This window comes from Pseudoalteromonas sp. BSi20495, assembly GCF_000241185.1.
GTDB classification, from domain to species: domain Bacteria; phylum Pseudomonadota; class Gammaproteobacteria; order Enterobacterales; family Alteromonadaceae; genus Pseudoalteromonas; species Pseudoalteromonas fuliginea.
The window spans coordinates 35227-52029 of record NZ_BADY01000041.1; the positions used below are offsets into that span (position 1 = coordinate 35227).

Here is a 16803-nt window from a genome sequence, read left to right on the forward strand (position 1 = left end):
TCTGTAACTGTAAATCTATACACGAACTCTATCTAAAATAAGTGAAACCATTGTATTTAACTGCTCATCTTTACACTCTTGATGCCCCATAAACCATGCAAATAAATCAGGGTCTTCTTCTGTTAGCAAACGCTGAAAGATAGCTTGCTGCTCTGTGCTCAAAGAGTCGTATGCTTCTTCTACAAACGGCATAAACAAAACATCTAGCTCTAACATGCCACGACGGCAAGCCCAACGAATACGTGCTTTACTATGAATTTCAACCATTTTAAACCTCATACTTAATTGACTCGAGTTTAACAAATGCGTGTCAACTTATCAGCTATTAATCGCCGATTAAAATAATAATCCACGCCAATTAGCGCTTGTCTGTACCATACGTAACAACTACGTTATTATGTCACTTCATTTATATTGCAAAGAAGGTTTTTATGTCGAGCGTTTATGCATGTCCGTTATCTCATCAACTTATTAGCCTTAGCGGTGCTGATAAATTATCTTATTTGCACGGGCAAATTACTCAAGATCTCAATAAATTAACCAGCAGTAACTATTTATGGACTGGCCATTGCAGTGCCAAAGGAAAGCTTTGGGGTGTATTTAAATTATTTTCTCATCAAGATAACTATTACCTTACAGGCAGCGCAGCCGAAGTAGAAAAGTCGTTAGTTGAACTTAAAAAATACGCTGTATTTGCAAAGGTCGATATAAATGTCTCCTCTGAGCGTTTAATTGGCTTAATCGGCGATGACTTAACAGACGTACTTGCTCAGCTTAGTATAACATTTGAAGACGATGCTACTGCGTGCGACTTTAGTTATGGTAAAGCATTAAAGTTAGCAGATAATCGCGTGTTATTGATGGTTGATAGCCAATTTAGTATTCCTGATAATATATCGACTCTTGATAACGATGCGCCCTGGAAACAAGCAGCAATTTTAGCCGGCGAACCACAATTAAGTAGTGAAGCTATTGGGGAATATGTTCCGCAGATGGTTAACCTACAAGCTATTGGTGGCATTAGCTTTAAAAAAGGATGTTATACAGGTCAAGAAACTGTGGCCCGTATGAAATACCTTGGTAAGAATAAACGCGCAATGTATATCGTTTCAGGACAAAGCGAAGGGCTACTTTCAGGGCTTGATCTGGAAACCCAGTTAGGCGAAAACTGGCGCCGTGCGGGTAAACTTATAACGCAAAGTTTTGATGAGCAAACAAATAAACTAACAGGCCTCGTTGTGTTGCCAAACGATACTGATGTAACTCAGGTACTTCGTGCAAAACACACACCTCAGGTAGAGCTAAGCATTCTGCCTCTACCCTACTCTCTTGAAGATGAATAAATAGGAATGACTATGATCGTTGCGGCAAACAAAGTGGTAAAAATGCATTATTCGGTAATGGATAATGATGGCAATAGCATTGATAACTCGTTCGGTGGTGAGCCACTACACTTTATCATTGGCACAGGCTATTTAATTTCAGGCCTAGAAAATGCTTTGCTGGGCAAGCAACCAGGCGACACGCTTAGCGTAAAGGTTGAACCTGAAGAAGGTTACGGCGAGCGCCACGACAACCTAATGCAAGCGGTACCTAAATCAATGTTTGAAGGTATGGAAATTGAAGTTGGCATGCAATTTCGTGCATCAACAGATGATGGCGACCAATCAGTAATGATCATCGATATTCAAGATGAAGAAGTGATTGTAGATGGTAATAACCCGCTTTCAGGTATAACACTTAACTTTGATGTAGAAATTCTAGAAGTGCGTGATGCAACACAAGACGAATTAACTCACGGCCACGTACATGGCGAAGGTGGGTGTGGCCACGACCACTAATATTGTATACAGCAGATAAAAAAGCGCCTAAGGCGCTTTTTTTATATCATATTGTTGCGCTTAACCACTTCAGTTTCGCTTTTTGTCTTACTAGGAAGTGCTATTGATACTTTCTTTTCTTTCAATGCGGCTAGTAAACCTTTTTGATCGTTTGTACCTACACGATACATAGTGCCATCCTTAAGCGTTAGCTGTATTGCACTAAAACCAGATACTGTATACACCCAACCATCGTGAGTAATACGGATACCTATACCATGGCGATATGAATTTTGTACTGCTTTTACTTCAGTAATCTCGCTAAGCAAAATACTTTGCCCAGCAACACCAGGCCCAAACGCCCAACTTATTTTATTATCATCAACTTTTACTGTTAAGCCATGAAACAAAAAGCTCACCAGCACTAAAATACCAGTAAATATCATTAAAGGTCCATCTGCACCTAATAAGTTCCACGCTAGTGCAACAAATCCGCCTATCCATGCTAATACAAAAAAAATGAACACCGCATACTGCTTATGCTGATACATAACACTCTCTAAAATTAAATAAATACTTAAAAGTTATAAACCAAGGTTGCACTAAGCTCTGAATCAAACTTAAGTTTATCATCCTCGGGTTTTGAATTATAACGGTACATATACGCAAACTTAAGTGATACAGCACCAATGACTTGGCTTATTAATGCTGTTTCTGATTTAAAGCGAGAATTAAGACCCGAAAGCGATTGCTCTACACTGACATCTTGATTAAAACGAGTTCGCTTAGAAACCAAACGCTCCCATTGCATTGCAACTCTGACTAAATAACCCGTTTTATTTATATCATCCTCACTTACATCTGACTCTTCATCAGCAACGGAGCGATATAAACCGGGTCCTACATCAATATCAACTTTGTTTTTAACACCTTGATATACACGAGTACCGTAACCGGTTGCAATTGTGCTTTTAAAATCTAAGCCGCTAAATTCATCTTCTTCGTAATCGCCGTAAATAAAAAAGGATGAGTTTTTCACACCCACTTTATAATTACCCTGTGCAGAGACAAACACACGATTAGCTGTTACATCGCTGTCGCCTGTTTCATCGTTTTCATCGCGCTTATAAAGGGAGTCTATTTTGAATTGATTACGCCACTTCTCAAAGTCTTGATATAAATTACCTTTGAGCTTAAAACTGGTCGAATTAGCGTTGCCTTTGCTAAGAATAAAGCCAAACTCAGTATCCCCATAAAGCATTTCACCTTTGTGTAACTCATGGATCTCTTCATCCGAAAGCTGTCCATATTCATGAAAATCTTCAAAAGGATCAACAGCCCAGCTTGGGCTACTAATCAATAAGAGAATTAAAAATAAATACTTACGCACAAATACGCTCTCTTGCACACAATTATAAACAAACAAGCAAAATGGGCTTATTCACTTTCTTTCCATAAAATATGACAAAACGGCGCGTCTTTATCACGACTAATTAAAATTTTTGCAAATAAGGCATCTTCATTTTCAAATTCTAAACCGACTAACACTTGAATAAAGTGCTCTGGTTCAATTTCAAGTGCCACAAAATCTTGCCATTGGTCATCTGGCTCATCTTCTTCAATAAAGCCAAGATCTTCTCGGTATTGATTAAAGTCTTCAACATCTTTATCGCTCAAGTTATTTGGCGCTAGCTCTAAAAAAATATCATAGGCTTGATGAGTTGCTTCTTCTATCGTGTGTAAACGTGGGCCAGACATGAGTGATTAACCTCTAAGCTTTTAAGTGACATCATAATAACAAAACTAGCATCTATATAGATAAAAAAACGCTTAAATACCTTACTTTTTTATCATCACTGCACTCATTTCAAAATATTTATATTGTTATTAGCAAGATCAACAATATAAGACTTTGAATTACTCAATTAATTCATTTTTTGTGTAAAAACTTTCTCTCTTTACTTAGTTAACTTAACAACATAAGCTCAAGTAACAGGTCAGAGGAGTGTGTAATGATAAAACTAGAAAAACAACATGGCATTGCTACCGTCACGCTTAGCAGAGCAAAAAAACAAAATGCATTAAGCTTTCAAATGTTTGTCGAGCTAAACAAAGCCATTAAAAGCATAAAAAGAGATCGCAGTATTCGTGCTGTAGTAATAAAAGGCGATGGCGAGCATTTTTGTGCAGGCCTTGATATATCAGCTGTCATGGCGGCACCATTGAATATTATAAAATTATTGCTCAAATGGTTACCTGGCAATCAAAACTTAGCGCAAAAAGTAGTATTAGGCTGGCAGTCACTAAGCGTTCCTGTTATTGCACAAATTGATGGCAACTGTTTAGGAGGGGGCTTACAAATAGCACTAGGTGCCGATTACAGGATTGTTCATGTTGATGCCAAGCTTGCCATTATGGAAGCACGCTGGGGGCTGTGCCCCGATATGGGCGCAAATGTAATGATGAGCGGTTTAGTTAAGCGTGACCAAGCACTTTGGCTTGCAAGCCACGCAAACCCAATCACAGCACAACAAGCAAATGAGCTAGGTTTGGTTACTCAGCTTACCGATGATACTCAACAAACCACGCAAAACATGCTCAATACATTACTCGAGCGCTCACCCGATACGCTTGCTGCTATTAAACGTGTTACACAACTTAGCTATAAACCAAACCAACGAAAAATACTCGCTAAAGAAACCTTCAGCCAAATTCGCTTATTGCTAAACCCAAACACTAAAAAAGCAATTGCTAAAGCAAAAGGAAAAGCGGACATAACCTACGCAAATGCAAAGCACTGGTAGACAATGCATAAAAGAGTTTGATTTGTTAAAGTTAAGCTCTTATCTTTTCTGTGAGCCACTTTGATGAAATATCTGCTCAGTAGCGCTATTATTTTACTATGTTTAGCCTGCGCTAAACTCATTATGCACTTTATTGGTGGAAGCTTTCCTGCACCGTTACTCGCTATGGTTATTTTATTAGTTTTACTCTTATCGGGTATTGTAAAAGAGCAACATGTAAAACCATGCGCCTCCCCTATTTTAAATATTATGCCTATATTTTTCATTCCTGCGGGTGTGGGATTTATTGAACATCTCGGCCTTATAAAATCGCACTGGGCATTTTTAGCATCAGTTGTGTTGCTAGTTCCTATAACTACCTTATTGCTTGTTAGCAGTGTAATTGCGTACTTTAAGGGAAAAGAAAATAATGACTGATTTTACTTTTTCCGCTATTTCAGAGCTACCGCCTACTTTATGGTGGCTAAGTATCCCTTTTATTATTGTATTGTTTTTAGCACTAAGGGCCGTAAACCAAAGTATAAAAAACAGCGTATTAAAATCGCTCACCAACCCCGTATTTTTAAGTATTAGTATTATCGCTTTATTACTCGTTAATCTAAATTTGCCTTATACGCAATTTGCCTCGAACAGCAAACTACTAAGCTGGTTATTAGAGCCCGCAATTGTCGCTTTAGCGCTTCCTTTGTATCAGCAGTTTACGCATGTACGAAAAAACCTATTACTCATAGTCGCAACATGTAGCCTAGGAATTGTTAACGCAACCGTTGTGGCATTTTTGCTAAGCATATTATTTAATGTACCTGCACAGTTAAGTGCATCGGTTGCCGTACTCAGTGTCACTACACCTATATCTTTAATCGTCACTGATTCATTGGGTGGAATCAGCTCACTTGCTGCAGCTTTAGTTATTTTTATTGGTTTACTTGGGGCTTTATTTGGTTTTATGCTTTTTAAACTCGTTAATATTTTTAATCACGAATCTCAAGGCGTTGCCATGGGCACAGCTTGTCATGCAATTGGGACTGCCGCTGCTATTGCCGAGCATCCAAAAGTTGGCGCTTACTCATCGGTTGCAATGGCGCTAAGCGCTTTACTAACAGCGATTATAGTACCGCTGTTATATCCATTTTTAGTCAACATTTTGCTATAGTTGGAAAAATACAACATAGCCCTAACATAGAGCGCTTTATGATCAGTTCTGAAATCGAACAGTTTGAAAAATATTACACCATGCTTACTGAGTATATGGTTACCTACAGTATGCAAATTGTCGGTGCTATTTTTATCGTCCTCATTGGTTTGTGGATAGCGCAAAAGCTTGCCAAATTTGTAGCTGCGTTAATGACCCGCCATAATGTTGACATTACGCTCACTAACTTTGTCAGTAGCGTGGTAAAAGTACTGCTAATTGTAATGGTTATAATTATTGCACTTGGCAAAATAGGTATCAGCGTTACGCCATTTGTAGCAGCTATAGGTGCTGCGTCTTTAGGTGCAGGTTTAGCACTACAAGGAATGCTCTCTAACTATGGTGCAGGCCTTGCCATTATAGCCACTCGACCTTTTGTTGTTGGTGATACTATTGAAGTTAAAAATGTAAGCGGCCAAGTTAAAACAATTGAGCTTGGCTACACAATTTTAATCAATGAAGAAAAAGTAGAAATTACTATTCCAAATAAACATATTGTGGGCGAAATACTTCACAACTCGTTTAGTTACTCATTGGTCAAAGGTGAAATAGACATAGCTTATAGTGCATGTTCTGATAGCGCCATTAGTCTTATTGAAGAGGTACTTAAAGCGCACAAACTGGTCGCGCAAAACCCATTATCGCAGGTCGGTATTGAACGTTTTGCCGATAGCGGTGTTACAATCAGCTACAGATATTGGGTGCCTACTACTAAAATTATCGAAACCAAACTGGCTATTAACGGCGGTGTTTATAAAGCAATTAACAACGCTAAGATTGAAATTCCATTTCCTCAACGCGTTATTACAATTAATAAAAACGGTTTAGAAAGTTAATTTAGTTTTAAGTGTGAGCTTACTTAGCCGCAAGCTCACACATTTTAGAACAAACTAAATATCAATTAGTAAACCATCGTCTTGTTTAATTTTTTCAATCACCATATAAGTGTGGTGCGTACCGACTCCCGGTATATCAACTAAATCCCCCAATACTTGTCTATACTCTTCCATGTTAGACACGCGTATTTTTAATAAATAATCATAGCCACCAGCAACCATGTCGCATTCAACCACTTGCTTAATTTTTAAAATATGCTCTCTAAACACTTTAAATACGGCTGTATTTGAGGTAACAAGCGAAACTTGCACATGAGCAACTAAGCTTTGATTTAGCTTAGCTTCACTAAGTTTTGCATAATAGCCTTCTATGTAGCCCTCTTGCTCTAAACGTTTAACACGATCAAGGCATGGGCTAGGGCTCAAGTTAACCTGTTTTGCCAGGTTAACATTAGAAATTCTGCCGTTCTTTTGTAGAACGTCTAGTATGGCTAAATCGATACGATCTAGCATGCGTAATCTATTTGGAATTGTCATAACAGAATTTTATGCGGATAAGTTAAATTTATGCCCTGTAAATTATCGTAAATCGCGAAATTTAACCAGCATATTCTGCGGAATTTTAATTAGAATGCACTCACAATATCACTGATAATTTATTGGTAATTAATTTTACTTTAAATCCTAAACACTCCTGAGGGTTGCTTATGTTATTCAACGGCGATTTAACTACTAACTGTCCTATTAGACAGAAAATTCGTGACTTTTACCGCATAGACGAAAATGCGGTTATCGATCATATTTTACCGCTTGCAGAAGTGGGTGTAAAAGCACGAAGCCGTGCATGGGAAAGAGCCCGCCAGATTGTTTTAAACATTCGTAAAGAGCAAGATGGACAAGGCGGTGTTGACGCACTTTTAAATGAATTCTCACTCTCTAGTGAAGAAGGTGTTGTATTAATGTGTTTGGCCGAAGCTCTGCTTCGCGTACCAGACAAAGCAACTCAAGATGTACTTATTCGCGACAAATTGGCCAAAGGTGATTGGAGCTCTCATTTAGGAAGCAGCGATTCTTTATTTGTAAACGCGTCCTCTTGGGGATTATTAGTTACCGGTAAAATGGTTAACTACACAGATAAAACGAAAGAACAACAGTTCGGCATGCTTAAAAAGACCATTGGTCGTTTAGGTGAGCCAGTTATTCGTAAATCCGTAAATTTTGCTATGAAAATTATGGGCAAGCAATTCGTTATGGGCCGTACCATTGACGAAGCAATTGAACGTGCTGCCGATACAGAGCAAAAAGGCTATGTATATTCTTACGATATGCTAGGCGAAGGCGCGCGCACAATGAAAGATGCAAAGCGTTACTTTGACAGCTACATGAATGCTATACACTCAATTGGTAAAGCGGCCAATGGTCGTGGTCCAATTAAGAGCCCTGGTATTTCAGTTAAACTTTCGGCTATTCATCCACGCTATGAGTTCACTCATAAAGACCGTGTGATGGAAGAAATAGTCCCTAAGTTAAAAGAACTTGCTCTTGCCGCTAAAAAATACGATATCGGCTTTACCGTTGATGCCGAAGAAGCTGACCGTTTAGATATTTCATTAGATGTAATTGAAGCGGTATTTAGCGATGAAGATCTTGGTGATTGGCAAGGATTTGGCTTAGCGGTTCAAGCGTACCAGAAACGTGCTATTTTTGTAATTGAATGGCTAACCGAGCTTGCGACCCGCGTTGGTCGTAAAATGATGGTCCGTTTAGTTAAGGGTGCTTATTGGGATACAGAGATTAAAAGCACACAACAAGATGGTTTGGATCACTACCCCGTATTTACACGTAAAGCCACAACCGATGTTTCCTACAAAGCATGTGCAATTAAAATGCTTGAAGCGCGCGATGTGCTTTATCCGCAATTTGCTACACATAACGCTTACACTGCTGCGACTATTTTAGAAGTAGCCAAAGGCGACAATACAGGTTTTGAATTTCAACGTTTGCACGGTATGGGTGAGTCACTATTCGACCAAATCGTTAACGAAGAAAAAATTCAGTGCCGCGTATACGCACCTGTTGGTCAACACGAAGATTTACTTGCTTACCTTGTTCGTCGTTTATTAGAAAATGGCGCTAACTCATCATTTGTAAATGCCATTGTAGATACATCTAAACCTGTTGAATCGCTATTACCAGATCCTGTAGAAACACTACAAGGCTTACGTAACAAGTACAATACGCAAATTAAAATGCCAATTAATTTATACGGTGAAGAACGTGCTAACTCTAAAGGCATGGATTTAACCGACATTAACGTTATTACCCCTTTCAAAGAGAATCTTGAAAGCTGGTTTAATGAGCATTTAATTGAGCAAAGCCAAGTACCTGAAGGCTCATTGGCCGTTAAAAACCCAGCGAATCATAAAGAAATCATCGGCCACGTTAAATTACAAACTGGCGAAGAGATGAAAGTATTACTGGCTAACGCTGAAGCAGCTTTTGAATCATGGTCGCAAACATCAGTAAAAGAACGTGCTAACTTACTGCGTCGCGTTGCTGATATTTTAGAGCGTCATCACGACGAACTTGTTGCTATCTGTATTAAAGAAGCGGGTAAAGTAGCACAAGACGGTATTGATGAAGTACGTGAAGCGGTTGATTTTTGCCGTTACTACGCGGCGCGCGCTGAGGAGCTATCGCAAGATGAACGCTTTGAAGCCCGTGGCGTTATTTTATGTATCAGCCCGTGGAACTTCCCGCTTGCAATATTCTTAGGCCAAGTTGCTGCTGCCATTGTTACAGGTAACACAGTAATAGCAAAACCTGCTGAGCAAACAAGCTTAATTGCCCTTCGTGCAATTGAACTAATGCTGTCTGTTGGCTTACCTGAACATGTTGTTCAACCGGTTATTGCTCGTGGTTCTGAAGTAGGCAAAACAATTGTTCCTGATGAACGCATTCAAGCAATTATGTTTACCGGCTCTACAGAAACAGGCACATTAATTTCTCAAACACTTGCAGCACGTAACGATATTCAAGTACCGTTAATTGCAGAAACTGGCGGCCAAAACTGTATGATTGTTGACTCAACGGCGCTTCCTGAGCAAGTAGTTGACGATGTGATCAGTTCTGGTTTTCAAAGTGCTGGGCAACGTTGTTCGGCTCTTCGTGTTCTATTTATTCAAGAAGACGTAGCTGATGGCATCATCGATATGCTTAAAGGGGCTCTAGCTGAGTTACACATTGGCGATCCATCGTTACTATCAACTGATGTAGGCCCTGTAATTGATGAAAAAGCACTTAAAAACTTAAACGACCATGTTGAGTACTTAAAAGGTAATGCAACACTGCATTACGAGTGCAAAATTCCTGATAATACATTAAATGGTGCATTCTTTTTTGCGCCTCGTTTATATGAAATTAAGGACTTATCAGTACTTAAACGTGAAGTATTTGGCCCATGTGTTCATATTGTGCGTTTTAAATCGAGCGAACTTGATGATGTGATGGATCAAATTAACAACACAGGTTATGGCTTAACAATGGGTGTACATTCACGTATTGAAGAGCGCTGTGAATACCTTGCTAAAATGTCACGTGCGGGTAATGTTTACATTAACCGCAACATGATTGGTGCTATTGTTGGTGTGCAACCATTTGGTGGCCGTGGTTTATCAGGTACTGGCCCTAAAGCCGGTGGCCCTAACTACCTACAACGTTTAGTAAAAGAAAAGGCATCACCAGATAACGTGCAAATGACAAACCTGACGCCAGACGAACTTGATTTACACCACTACAGTGGTGCAAATGAACAAGTTAAAAAGCTAATGGCTAACTCAATGCGCGATGAAAAGATTTGGCGTGCAACACCGCTAAATGACCGTGTTTCGGCTGTACGTCAGTTGCTTGCTAAAATCGCGACGGTAGAAATTATCGACGATTTAGCAGACGATTTGGCATTAACACTATCAGAAGCTCGTGCACAGCTTAACCGCCTTGAAAAGCACATGCGTAAATTTACTACCCTGCCTGGGCCAACGGGTGAGTCTAATACACTTCATCTAGAAGCGCGTGGTTGTGTCGTGTGTTATGCAGATAAGAGCACATCATTTAACTTCTGGGCATTGTCTATCATTACCGCTATTGCCGCAGGTAATACGGTAATTACTGTAGCGTCTGAGCTGTTTTATGATGAAGCTGTTGCCTTTAAAGATAAATTTATCTCTACAGGTGTTGCTGAAGGTGTTTTCCAAGTTGCTAAACCTAATCAGTTACAAGCTATCTTGGCTCACCCTCATTTAGCAGGTGCAGTAGTTGCTGCTCGCTCGTCTCGCTTAGGCTACTTTAGCCAGCAGCTAGCACAGCGTAAAGGTGCTATTTTACCAGTAATTAGCTCTGAGTATTACGATACGTTAATCAAACGTCTTATTACTGAAAAAACAATCAGTATTGATACAACAGCATCAGGTGGTAACACATCACTAATGACGCTTGTTGAAGATGATGAGTAATTAGAAAACTAATTTCTTAATAGACACGAGAGGCACCTAATGGTGCCTTTTTACTATGTAAATAGCGTAAAGTTTGTTACTTTACAGTTAATCAAACTATATAAGTTAATAAATTGAAAACCATTCTTATTTCACAATTACTTCCAGGTATGTTTGTACAACATGTTACTAAGCAAACAGGTCGCATTAAAGTTAAAAGCCAAGGCTGGGTTAAAACTCAAGCGGATATTGATAAGCTAAAAAAAGCAGGGATCTTAGAAGTAGAAATAGATCCTGATAAAACCCTTGTCAATACAGTTCCTGAAAAAGAGCTAGAAAGCACTTCTGCAGTAAAAATCAAACGAGACCCTTGGCAAAAAGCACACAGTGCAGAACAAGAAATGGGCAAAGCTAAAAAGCTTTATGACGAAGCTAAAACACTTCAACTCAAAGCATTTAAAGAAATAAAAGCTGGCCGAAAAATAGATATAGCCCCTTTTAGAGAGCTTGCAAGTGGCTTTATGGATTCAGTGTTTAGAAATCAAGATGCGTTAGCGTGCCTTACACAAATGCGTCAAAAAGATGCTTATTTACTTGAGCACTCTATTAATGTTTCTATTTTAATGAGTATTTTTGCTAAGCACTTAGAAATAGATAAAGAGATTATCGAACAATTAACAACAGGTGCTTTGTTACATGATATTGGTAAAATAAAAATACCTGACGAAATTATCAATAAACCGGGTCGTTTTAGCGACGCTGAATTCGAAATAATGAAAAAACATTCCCTTTTTAGTAAAGAAATTTTAGAAGGGTCTGGCTTAAAAGGAATCGCTGTTGATATTGCTGGTATGCATCATGAGCGTTTGGATGGCAAAGGTTATCCGTTTGGTAAAAAAGGCAATGAAATAAGCCAATATGTGCGCATGGCCTCAATTGTTGATGTTTATGATGCATTAACCGCTGAACGCGTTTATAAAGCTGGCATGGAACCTATTAAAGCATTTAAAATATTAAAAGAAGGCTGCCCCGATAGTTTTGACCCTGTGCTGCTTACTAAATTCATTCAATGCATTGGTATTCACCCGGTTGGGACTTTAGTAAGGTTATCAAGCCAAAAAGTCGGACTAGTGACTGAAAGCAACCCTGCATCGCCACTAAAACCGATAGTAAAAACATTTTACAGCGCTAAACACAGCCGTTATACGGAAGTACAAGATATAGATTTAGCCAATAAAAAGACTTTAGATACCCTTGAATCTACTGTTAAACCAAAAGAATATAATATTGATTTAGAACGTTTTTATAAAAATTCAATACTGCCATAGAGTGGTCGCTTATTGCGGCCAATCTTGCAATGCTTTTAAACTAAACTCGTAACCATCAAAATCAAGGACGCTCTGCTCTGGTGTTATTTCTCTAACCGTTAGCGCACCAATACTCTCTCCTTCATGTAGCTCTCGTCCATTTAACTTTATCCAACGTTTATCAGCACTGGATGAATAAATATGCGCTTGGTATTTAATACTAGGCAACATTGATTGCAAACCATCAGGCAGTAGCTCCACAGGCTCAACACGTGATGACGTTTTTGATGCTTGAGTAACTTCATAATCTTGATTTTTTTCGACATCTTGTATCGCTTGCGCAAATGCATTTTTAAGTGTTGTAGGCACGGCATCAAGTTCAGGATCGCTCACTTGTTGAGATTGATTACTACCATTAATTGGCTTACCCAGTACTTTATATTTACTCATATCTAGTTGAGCCGATGCGGTATTTTGATTTTGCCCGAATACCGAAGTATTTTGTGCATTATTTGGATTGTAATTATTTTGTGGGTTAAACGCTGGCTGATTATAATTTTGAACCGGCATTACTTGTTGCATATTTTGCTGATTATAACCTGCTGCGCTCGTGACCTGGCTCGACGGCATAGGAATATACTGGCCATTTGGGGTTAATAACATTTGCTGTACACCATTGGGGGTTTGCACATGCACAAGTTGACCTTCAATTGTTGCAGTATTTGTTGGAGCTACTTTTGCAGGCTCTAACTTAGCTACTTGCTGTTTTTCAGCTTCAGTATCTATTTTTTTAGCATCTTCTTTAGGCGATGATTTTTTGCTTTCCACCACCTTAATTACAGCGGGTCCCGCTGCGTTTAATAAGGTAGAACTTTGAAACCACTTTCCGGCGGTAAAGCCACCAGCGACAGCAATAAAAGCACCTAAGCTTGTACCAAAAACTAATGCTAATCGTTTATAACGCTTGAGTGCTTGTTGTTGTTTTAACTGCTCTGATTGCAAGTCGTACTGCTCAGCACTCATATCTGATTGCTGCGACTGCTTTAGCGCATCTAATAAATAAGACATAACTTACCTAACTATAAAATAAATGAAAGCCCAATACCTACGGCAAATAAAGTAGCGAAAGCAAAGCTGTATGATACAAATGATGTTCCCTTGTTCGCTTCATTAACTGGCGCTACAAAATCCATTGGTAATGACTCATGTGCTGATTTTTTTATTATATCGCCATCAACTATCAACTGCTGCTTTGCAAATGTGCCCACTAAAGCACGTTCACACACCAAGTTCATTAGGCGCGGCACACCACCCGTTAATTGATGAACTGCTTGCATCGCATCCATCGAAAAAATCCCTTTATCGCACCCTGCAACGTGCAAACGATGCTTTATATAAGCCACGGTTTGGCCTTGCGTAAGCGGCAATAAATGGTAACGAGCTGTTATTCGCTGAGCAAGTTGTCTTAATTCATTGCGCTTTAAAAGCTCTTGGAGTTCAGGTTGGCCCACAAGCACTATTTGTAATAGCTTTTTATGATCGGTTTCTATATTTGTCAGCAAGCGCAATTGCTCAAGCACATTAGGAGCAAGTAACTGTGCCTCATCAATGATAAGTATGGTGTGACCACCCGATTTATTATTAGTCTCTAAATGCTTTTTTATAATATCGGTAAGGCTTTTAAGCGTCGAATTATTAGTATCGTAACTAATATTAAGCTCATCACAAATACTGGCTAATAACTCTAGCTCCGAAAGTGCTGGATTATGGATCATTGCGACTTGGGTATTTTCAGGCAATTGCTCAAGCATACTGCGAGTGATCGTGGTTTTTCCGGTGCCCACTTCGCCCGTTAATAATACAAAGCCACCATCTTCACCCAATCCATAGGTAAGGTGCGCTAAGGCTTCTTTGTGCCGTTCACTTAAAAACAAGTAATGGGGGTTAGGCGAGATAGAAAAAGGTTTTTCGTTCAGGCCAAAATAGCTTAAATACACCGTGATGTTCCTTCATAATTAAATCACGGCCTATAATGGCAAAAAAAGCCCCTAAGTGACAACACTGTGAGTGCTTTATTATTGAAATAACGTAAATTTATGAAAAACAAAAAAGCGCAGCTGTTTTAAAGTTGCGCTTTATATCTTTAAATTTACACTTTTTTATTTTTCATAGCGCACTAATCGTAAATACACATTACTTGTTTTAGCATGCAAACTATTTAGGCCACTATCAAACTGATAGACCCATGCAGAGCTCATTGTGCTCACACCCGATGTATTTGACCAATAATTTTGAAGCTTAGTGCCAAAAAATACAGTTTCATTAATACTCGGCTCTGTGCAACTGTGCTCTAAAATACTCGCCAATTCTTTAATGTTAGGCATTTGCCAATCATCGTAATCTGCGGTTGTATCATTTTTAGCTCCACGTAGTGCCTCTTGCCAAGTGAGAGAAGGTGTTGAGCCTTCACAAAGTTGTGTCTCTGTATTGTAAGTCTGCCCATAACTACAGCGTTGCCACATAAGGCCAGTTTCGCTATCAGACACTGTGCCATCTGCATTTATTGTAAATCTATCTGTCGGTGTTGTGGTATCTGCACCGTCGTAGCACGTTTGCGCCGCTGCAATATTAAAGCTCAAACTTATAGTTGCTATTGCATAGAGTAATTTTAATTTCATTATTTTCTCCTAACGACTTCTAACTAAACGTACATAAGCAGTATTTTCTTTTGGATAAGCAAGATCGTTACCATCACTCATATCAATAATATACGCTTGCGATAAACTTGTACCATCAGCTGCTGTTTGTGAAGTCCAGTAACGTAAATGGCTTAATGCACTTTCACTTGGCATATTAGGGAAAAATGCCTCGTCAATTAATACACTTTGACCTTGTTTTCCGTAATCAATTAAACCTAAAAGCTCTGTATAACTAGGTAATCGCCAGTTCGTACCGCCACAAAAATCTAAGTCATTTACTTCGTTTATATAGCTTTGTACACCACAACTTGTATTATCAGGGCACGTACTATTAGCTGAACTTGTATCTGTAAAGGTCGTGTTGCCTACATCCCAAAAATAATGATTTTGACCATCACGTAACGAAGTATTTGGTACCGTGCCAGATGCCACACTTTTCACCTCCCAAACCAAACCTGTTACGTTATCGCGAATACAACTAAAACTATTGCTGGTGTCAGACACTTCATCGGCAAATTCATTTAACTTCGTATAATCAAACGCTAAATTACCTTTACCTACTTTATCCAAACGGTTTGCAAAGCTGTCGCGGCCAAGTTCTGCATCTTGCGCGGGAAAGTCATCGCTTTCACAATTAATACGCTGGGTATTGTTATAACACTCACCCACACCACTATCATTTATAAGCCCGAGAGCTTTTGGCGATACATCTACAAATAAAGAATCTGTGTCTGTACGTCCTTTTGAGTCAGTTACCGTTACTTCAAAGCTCAATGTGGTCTCGGTGTCTACATCTGAGGCAAAAAATGTCGTTGTGCATTGATTACTATTACTTAATGTTTCGGTATTACCGGTAAGTTGTTGCCATTTACATTGGTATGTATCTGTTACGGTTTCACTGCTAGTTGCATCAAGTGTTACCTGCTCAAACTCTTCAATATTTTGATCAGCACCCGCATTTGCATCCACTAATTCATTTGTTTTGTTGAGGGTCATTGAATATTGAGTGCTTGCCTCACCGCCTTCATCATCTATAACAGTTAACTGCCAAGATAAATTTACGTTACTTTCAAGCAATGGATGAGAAAAGCTGAGTGTTGACTCATTAAAGCTCGCAATATTTAACTCAGGCCCCGATAGCAATTGCCAAAAATAGCTATCAATTTGGCCATTTTCATCCGGATCGCTTGACTCAAGACCGCTTAAAGTGACCGTGTCTTTGTATACAGAAGGAAGTGTTTCAGGCGATGTTTGTGTAACAGTAACAAGGGGAAGCTGGTTATTAGAACTAACTGAGATGGAAATGTCGTCACTAACGGCGCTAGTGCCGGAGCTTTGATAGCTCACTCTTAAAACTATTTCACTGTCAGTTTTTACATCTGGTGCGGTGAGCGTTTGTTCTGCTCCCTCTAACGGAAAGCCATCTAAGCTTGGACCGCTTACTTGTTGCCAAGTAAAAGTTCCATCAGCAGGAGAACCCTGTGCTGTAATGGAAAAATCGGTTTTTTCAATAATTTGTAAGTCGTTTCCAGCATTAACAGATGATTCTACATCGGCATCATCGCTGCCACCACCGCCTCCACATGCGCAAAGCAAAGCAATAAGAGGAATTAAAGCAAACGCTTTCATACAAAGCACCTTTTATGTCAAATAAT

General features: G+C 39.2%; 17 protein-coding genes. 8 read left to right on the top strand and 9 right to left on the bottom strand.

Annotated elements, in window-relative coordinates; all coding sequences use genetic code 11:
* Positions 1-15 precede the first annotated feature (15 nt).
* Entirely contained in the window at positions 16-267 is a 252-nt protein-coding gene (locus P20495_RS14550) for a succinate dehydrogenase assembly factor 2 (protein ID WP_008134821.1), read from the bottom strand.
* Positions 268-431: 164 nt separating this feature from the next.
* Here P20495_RS14550 and ygfZ point away from each other — a divergent pair, with 164 nt between their 5' ends.
* Together ygfZ and P20495_RS14540 are read left to right on the top strand one after the other, a co-directional pair.
* Positions 432-1343, top strand: a complete 912-nt coding sequence (gene ygfZ / locus P20495_RS14545; RefSeq protein ID WP_008134823.1) for a tRNA-modifying protein YgfZ — start codon at positions 432-434, stop codon at positions 1341-1343.
* A 12-nt stretch (positions 1344-1355) separates the two neighbouring features.
* A complete protein-coding gene (locus P20495_RS14540; protein WP_007377538.1) occupies positions 1356-1841 on the top strand; it encodes a peptidylprolyl isomerase in 486 nt (161 codons plus the stop codon).
* Between the two features lie 41 nt (positions 1842-1882).
* On the opposite strand, the gene P20495_RS14535 is transcribed toward P20495_RS14540, so the two are convergent.
* Genes P20495_RS14535 through P20495_RS14525 form a run of 3 tightly spaced genes read right to left on the bottom strand, consistent with a single transcriptional unit; the run spans position 1883 to position 3578 of the window.
* Positions 1883-2371, bottom strand: a complete 489-nt coding sequence (locus P20495_RS14535) for a hypothetical protein (RefSeq protein ID WP_008134826.1) — start codon at positions 2369-2371, stop codon at positions 1883-1885.
* 26 nt (positions 2372-2397) lie between these two features.
* Positions 2398-3210, bottom strand: coding sequence for a DUF481 domain-containing protein (locus P20495_RS14530; protein ID WP_033015350.1), 813 nt, complete (start codon positions 3208-3210; stop codon positions 2398-2400).
* A 47-nt stretch (positions 3211-3257) separates the two neighbouring features.
* Entirely contained in the window at positions 3258-3578 is a 321-nt protein-coding gene (locus P20495_RS14525) for an HI1450 family dsDNA-mimic protein (RefSeq protein WP_007377541.1), read from the bottom strand.
* Between the two features lie 254 nt (positions 3579-3832).
* Between P20495_RS14525 and P20495_RS14520 the strand changes: the two genes are divergently transcribed.
* The 4 genes from P20495_RS14520 to P20495_RS14505 all read left to right on the top strand — a co-directional run bounded on the left by P20495_RS14520 (position 3833) and on the right by P20495_RS14505 (position 6652).
* Entirely contained in the window at positions 3833-4624 is a 792-nt protein-coding gene (locus P20495_RS14520) for a crotonase/enoyl-CoA hydratase family protein (RefSeq protein ID WP_008134831.1), read from the top strand.
* Positions 4625-4687: 63 nt separating this feature from the next.
* On the top strand, positions 4688-5041 hold the full coding sequence (locus P20495_RS14515; protein ID WP_007377543.1) for a CidA/LrgA family protein: 354 nt from the start codon (positions 4688-4690) through the stop codon (positions 5039-5041).
* Entirely contained in the window at positions 5034-5777 is a 744-nt protein-coding gene (locus tag P20495_RS14510; protein WP_008134833.1) for an LrgB family protein, read from the top strand. Before P20495_RS14515 ends, P20495_RS14510 begins: the two co-directional genes overlap by 8 nt.
* A gap of 38 nt (positions 5778-5815) precedes the next feature.
* A complete protein-coding gene (locus P20495_RS14505) occupies positions 5816-6652 on the top strand; it encodes a mechanosensitive ion channel family protein (RefSeq protein WP_007377545.1) in 837 nt (278 codons plus the stop codon).
* Positions 6653-6706: 54 nt separating this feature from the next.
* Here P20495_RS14505 and P20495_RS20300 read toward each other — a convergent pair whose 3' ends face one another.
* Positions 6707-7189, bottom strand: coding sequence for a winged helix-turn-helix transcriptional regulator (locus tag P20495_RS20300; RefSeq protein WP_033015324.1), 483 nt, complete (start codon positions 7187-7189; stop codon positions 6707-6709).
* Between the two features lie 170 nt (positions 7190-7359).
* Here P20495_RS20300 and putA point away from each other — a divergent pair, with 170 nt between their 5' ends.
* Together putA and P20495_RS14495 are read left to right on the top strand one after the other, a co-directional pair.
* Positions 7360-11163: a bifunctional proline dehydrogenase/L-glutamate gamma-semialdehyde dehydrogenase PutA gene (putA, locus tag P20495_RS14500; protein WP_008134836.1), complete on the top strand. Its 3804-nt coding sequence runs from the start codon at positions 7360-7362 to the stop codon at positions 11161-11163.
* Between the two features lie 113 nt (positions 11164-11276).
* On the top strand, positions 11277-12470 hold the full coding sequence (locus P20495_RS14495) for an HD-GYP domain-containing protein (RefSeq protein WP_033015328.1): 1194 nt from the start codon (positions 11277-11279) through the stop codon (positions 12468-12470).
* 9 nt (positions 12471-12479) lie between these two features.
* On the opposite strand, the gene P20495_RS14490 is transcribed toward P20495_RS14495, so the two are convergent.
* The 4 genes from P20495_RS14490 to P20495_RS14475 form a co-directional block, all read right to left on the bottom strand.
* A complete protein-coding gene (locus P20495_RS14490) occupies positions 12480-13517 on the bottom strand; it encodes a general secretion pathway protein GspB (RefSeq protein WP_008134839.1) in 1038 nt (345 codons plus the stop codon).
* 11 nt (positions 13518-13528) lie between these two features.
* Entirely contained in the window at positions 13529-14446 is a 918-nt protein-coding gene (locus P20495_RS14485) for an ExeA family protein (protein ID WP_007377550.1), read from the bottom strand.
* A gap of 162 nt (positions 14447-14608) precedes the next feature.
* Positions 14609-15127 carry a DUF1566 domain-containing protein gene (locus P20495_RS14480; RefSeq protein WP_007377551.1) on the bottom strand — a complete coding sequence of 173 codons (519 nt, stop codon included), beginning with the start codon at positions 15125-15127 and terminating at the stop codon, positions 14609-14611.
* Between the two features lie 9 nt (positions 15128-15136).
* Positions 15137-16777, bottom strand: coding sequence for a DUF1566 domain-containing protein (locus P20495_RS14475; protein WP_007377552.1), 1641 nt, complete (start codon positions 16775-16777; stop codon positions 15137-15139).
* Between the last annotated feature and the right edge of the window lie 26 nt (positions 16778-16803).

Coding starts and splice junctions, on each gene's coding strand:
- P20495_RS14475 (WP_007377552.1), bottom strand. CDS start 16,777: ATGAAAGCGTTTGCTTTAATTCCTCTTATTGCTTTGCTTTGCGCATGT.
- putA (WP_008134836.1), top strand. CDS start 7,360: ATGTTATTCAACGGCGATTTAACTACTAACTGTCCTATTAGACAGAAA.
- P20495_RS14480 (WP_007377551.1), bottom strand. CDS start 15,127: ATGAAATTAAAATTACTCTATGCAATAGCAACTATAAGTTTGAGCTTT.
- P20495_RS14535 (WP_008134826.1), bottom strand. CDS start 2,371: ATGTATCAGCATAAGCAGTATGCGGTGTTCATTTTTTTTGTATTAGCA.
- P20495_RS14505 (WP_007377545.1), top strand. CDS start 5,816: ATGATCAGTTCTGAAATCGAACAGTTTGAAAAATATTACACCATGCTT.
- P20495_RS14540 (WP_007377538.1), top strand. CDS start 1,356: ATGATCGTTGCGGCAAACAAAGTGGTAAAAATGCATTATTCGGTAATG.
- P20495_RS14510 (WP_008134833.1), top strand. CDS start 5,034: ATGACTGATTTTACTTTTTCCGCTATTTCAGAGCTACCGCCTACTTTA.
- P20495_RS14490 (WP_008134839.1), bottom strand. CDS start 13,517: ATGTCTTATTTATTAGATGCGCTAAAGCAGTCGCAGCAATCAGATATG.
- P20495_RS14525 (WP_007377541.1), bottom strand. CDS start 3,578: ATGTCTGGCCCACGTTTACACACGATAGAAGAAGCAACTCATCAAGCC.
- P20495_RS14520 (WP_008134831.1), top strand. CDS start 3,833: ATGATAAAACTAGAAAAACAACATGGCATTGCTACCGTCACGCTTAGC.
- P20495_RS14550 (WP_008134821.1), bottom strand. CDS start 267: ATGGTTGAAATTCATAGTAAAGCACGTATTCGTTGGGCTTGCCGTCGT.
- P20495_RS14515 (WP_007377543.1), top strand. CDS start 4,688: ATGAAATATCTGCTCAGTAGCGCTATTATTTTACTATGTTTAGCCTGC.
- P20495_RS20300 (WP_033015324.1), bottom strand. CDS start 7,189: ATGACAATTCCAAATAGATTACGCATGCTAGATCGTATCGATTTAGCC.
- ygfZ (WP_008134823.1), top strand. CDS start 432: ATGTCGAGCGTTTATGCATGTCCGTTATCTCATCAACTTATTAGCCTT.